Here is a 3,726-nt window from a genome sequence, read left to right as displayed (position 1 = left end):
CGACGAGGCCCACGCGGCGGCGCGGGCGGTGTGCGGTGGTCGCGAAGGCGGGCGAGGGGTTGTCAGGATCGTCGTACGACACGTGAGCGAGCCTAACCGTGCCGCCGCACCGCCCTCAGATCCGCCGCCCTCAGATCCCCGCCCCCGTACGCCGCAGCACCCGCAGCGAACCCGTCGCCGACACCTCCGTGAACGCGCCCGAGGCGAGCGCCCGCAGGTAGACGCGGTACGGGGCCTGGCCGGTGAACTCGTCCACCGGGTCCGGGAACACGTCGTGGATGAGGAGCAGGCCGCCCTGCGCGAGGTGCGGGGCCCAGCCCTCGTAGTCGGCGTTCGCGTGCTCGTCGGTGTGGCCGCCGTCGACGAAGACGAAGCCGACCTGGCCGCCCCACACCGCTGCCACCTGCGGAGAGCGCCCCACGACCGCGATCACGTGATCCTCCAGACCCGCCCTGTGCAGGGTCCGGCGGAACGTGGGCAACGTGTCCATCAGGCCCAGCTCAGGGTCGACGACCTCCGCGTCGTGGTACTCCCAGCCCGGCTGCTGCTCCTCGCTGCCGCGGTGGTGGTCCACGGTGATCGCCGTCACGCCGCAGGCGCGGGCGGCGTCGGCGAGCAGCACCGTGGAGCGCCCGCAGTACGTGCCGACCTCCAGGAGCGGCAGCCCGAGCGAACCGGCCGCCACGGCCGCCGCGTACAGGGCGAGCCCTTCGTCGACCGGCATGAAGCCCTTGGCCGCCGTGAAGGCGTCGAGGATCTCGGGCTTGGGCGCGGGCGCGGACGCGGCGGCGGGGGCGGTCACGGGGCCTCCTGGATACGTGAGCTGGGGTGGGCGAGCTGGGTGCCTGGACGGTCGGAACCATGGTGCCGTACACCCGTACGGAATGCGGTGGCCGCATTCCGGACACCGCCCGGGGGTAACAAGCGAAGGTCGTGTGGCGGTCCTTATACCGGCCAGACACCCCGGCCCGCCGGGCGATAGTGTCATCCGTACGATGGGGGGCCATCCATGTGATGGGGGCGCCTTGTACCCCCACGCTTCGCACTCCACGCTCACCTCGCGTACCGGCGACAGCGACGCCTGACGACTCGACCATCTACGAAGGACCTGAAGTGAATTTCCGCTCTCTCACTCGAGGCGACGCAGTGGTGATCGGAGCAGCGGCGTTGCTGTTCATCGCCTCGTTCCTGAGCACCTCCAGCGGCCCTTACGGCTCCAGCAATGCGTGGTCGTTCCTGGGCATGGCCTTCGGCCAGTACATGGTGGGGATCATCGGCGCGGCCCTGATCGTCGTGCACCGCGCACTGCCGCAGCCGCGCAAGGTCGTGGGCCTCGAACTGAACCAGGTCGGCGTCGCGTTCACCGTCGCGGTCGCCTGGCAGTTCTTCTGGCAGATCCTCGACGGCGCGGGCGCAGGCCCGGGCCTGATCCTCGGCCTCATCGCGTCACTGGCCCTCGCCGGTGGCGCCGTCGCCACCCCGCTCGTCCCCGCCCTGAGCGCCGACCTCATGGCCGCCCCCACGCAGCAGCCGATGTACGGCGGCCAGCCGCAGCAGGGTGGCTACGGCTACCCGGGCGCCCAGCAGGGCCAGCCCTACCCCGGCCAGCAGCAGCAGTCCTTCGGTGGCCAGCCGGTCCCCGGCCAGCAGCAGGCCACTCCGCAGGACCAGGCCCCGCAGGCCCAGGCGCAGGCCCCGGCCCCGGCGCAGGCGCAGGGTGAGTTCGCTCCGTTCTGGTTCGCCGTGCCGGTGCAGCGTCACCTGTACGCGGAGGACGGCAACCCCACGCCGATCGCCGAGCTGGCGCCCGGCACCTGGTACCTCGCGGTCGAGCAGCGCGGCCCCGGCCTGGTGGCCCAGACGCAGGACGGCCGTCGCGGCGTCCTCCAGGACACCACCGGCATCCAGCGCGGCTGACCCCGGCCACGCGCCCCGGCAGCACAGCCTCACGGCCCCTGTTCCGCACGCGGAACGGGGGCCGTTGCCATGTCCGCGTGACGCCCGTACAGTCGGCCCACCACAACGGAACTGACGCATCGTCAGAAACGGTTCACGGGAACGGGAGGGCACATGCGGCTCGGGCTCGCACTCGGGTACTGGGGGCGCGGCCCCAGCGCCGAGCACATCGCACTCGCGCGGGAGGCCGAGGCGCTCGGCTACGGCTCCGTGTGGACCGCCGAGGCCTGGGGGTCGGACGCGTTCACCGCGCTGACCTGGATCGCCGCGCACACCTCGACCATCGAGCTGGGCACGGCCGTGGCGCAGATGGCGGCGCGCACGCCGACCGCCACCGCGATGCACGCGCTGACCCTCGACCATCTGTCCGGCGGCCGGATGGCGCTCGGCCTCGGGCTCTCCGGACCGCAGGTGGTGGAGGGCTGGTACGGGCGGCCGTTCCCGCGCAGCCCGCTCACCGCGACCCGCGAGTACGTCGACGTGATCCGCCAAGTCCTGCGCCGCGAGGGGCCGGTGGCGCTCGACGGCCGCTTCCACCCGCATCCGTACGACGGCCCGGACGGCACCGGGCTGGGCAAACCGCTCAAGCCGATCACGCATCCGCTCCGGGCCGACCTGCCGGTGTTCCTCGGCGCGGAGGGTCCGAAGAACATCGCACAGACGGTCCGGATCGCCGACGGCTGGCTGCCGCTGTACTGGTCACCGATGCGCACCGATGTGTACGAGGCGTCCCTCGACGGCCTCCGGGACGGCTTCCGGATCGCGCCGATGGCCCGCGCCAAGGTCTGCGACGACGTGGCGGAAGGCCTGCTTCCGGTGAAGGCGATGCTCGGCTTCTACATCGGCGGGATGGGCCACGCCGCGAAGAACTTCCACGCCGACCTGATGGCCCGGATGGGCTTCGAGGCGGAGGCCCGGCACGTCCAGGAACTCTTCGCCGAGGGCCGCCGCGAAGAGGCCGTACTCGCCGTACCGGACGCGTTCGCCGACGAGATCTCCCTGGTAGGCCCCCGCGAACGCATCGCGGAACGCCTGGAGCTCTGGCGCAAGGGCCCGGTCACGGACCTCCTCGTCCTCGCCCCCGACCAGCACACGCTGCGGGTACTCGCGGAGCTCAACGGGCAGGTACCCAGGGCCACTTGAGGCGCGGCCCCGGGTACGCGCCCGGAGTTCAGCCGCCCGTCAGCTCGGACGTGGACGGCACCTTGTCGACGACGGGGGCGCCCGCGTCCTTGCCCGCGGACTTCACCGAGTTGATGACGTCGTCGAAGACGCCCGCCGCGTCGTCCGCGCCGTTGCCCTTGCGGAGCTTGGACGGCAGGTCCTTCAGCGACTCGATGCCCGCGGCGAGCGGGGCCACGGCCTTGGCGAGCAGCGGGTCGCCCTGGGCGTTCTTCACCGCGGCCTTGAGCCGGTTGTACGTGAACGCACCCGCGAGGCCCGCCTTGATCATCGTGAACTTCCGGCCCTTCGCGCCCTTCTTGAACTTGCCGTCGCGCGCGGGCTTCACGATCCACTGGTAGGCGGCGCCCGCCGCGAGCCCGGCGTTCGCCACGAAGCGGGTCTTGGCGAACTTCTGCTTCTCGGTCGTACTCGTCGGGGTCGGCGTCGGGGTCGGCTCGGCCACGGCTGCGGCCTTGACGTCCGCGGCGTTCTTCGCGGGGGCCGCCCCGCACGCGGTGCCTCCGGCGACGAGCGCGCAGCACAGGGTCAGGGCGAGCAGCAGGTGCTTCAGCCTCCGGCCGGATATCGGTACGGGGTGGGGGGTGC

Annotated in this window: 4 protein-coding genes; 2 read left to right on the top strand and 2 right to left on the bottom strand. The window is 72.3% G+C overall.

All coding sequences use genetic code 11. The features are described from left to right. Positions 1-130: 130 nt before the first annotated feature. Complete coding sequence (locus GUY60_RS35655) at positions 131-724, bottom strand: class I SAM-dependent methyltransferase (protein WP_187370209.1); 594 nt, start codon at positions 722-724, stop codon at positions 131-133. A 389-nt stretch (positions 725-1,113) separates the two neighbouring features. Here GUY60_RS35655 and GUY60_RS35650 point away from each other — a divergent pair, with 389 nt between their 5' ends. Continuing rightward, the gene (locus tag GUY60_RS35650) at positions 1,114-1,917 is read left to right on the top strand and encodes a hypothetical protein (RefSeq protein WP_161705547.1); all 804 of its coding nucleotides are present in this window, start codon (positions 1,114-1,116) and stop codon (positions 1,915-1,917) included. A gap of 153 nt (positions 1,918-2,070) precedes the next feature. Then, the gene (locus GUY60_RS35645) at positions 2,071-3,099 is read left to right on the top strand and encodes an LLM class F420-dependent oxidoreductase (RefSeq protein WP_161705545.1); all 1,029 of its coding nucleotides are present in this window, start codon (positions 2,071-2,073) and stop codon (positions 3,097-3,099) included. 28 nt (positions 3,100-3,127) lie between these two features. Here the strand turns inward: GUY60_RS35645 and GUY60_RS35640 are convergent, their stop codons facing one another. Beyond that, positions 3,128-3,706 (bottom strand): hypothetical protein, encoded by a 579-nt coding sequence (locus tag GUY60_RS35640; protein ID WP_187370208.1) that lies wholly within the window; start codon positions 3,704-3,706, stop codon positions 3,128-3,130. Positions 3,707-3,726 lie beyond the last annotated feature (20 nt).

It is taken from the genome of Streptomyces boluensis, assembly GCF_009908195.1.
In the GTDB taxonomy this organism is placed as follows: Bacteria; Actinomycetota; Actinomycetes; order Streptomycetales; family Streptomycetaceae; genus Streptomyces; species Streptomyces boluensis.
The sequence above is the reverse complement of the archived record's forward strand: the minus strand, read 5'-3'. Positions and strand labels throughout refer to the sequence as shown.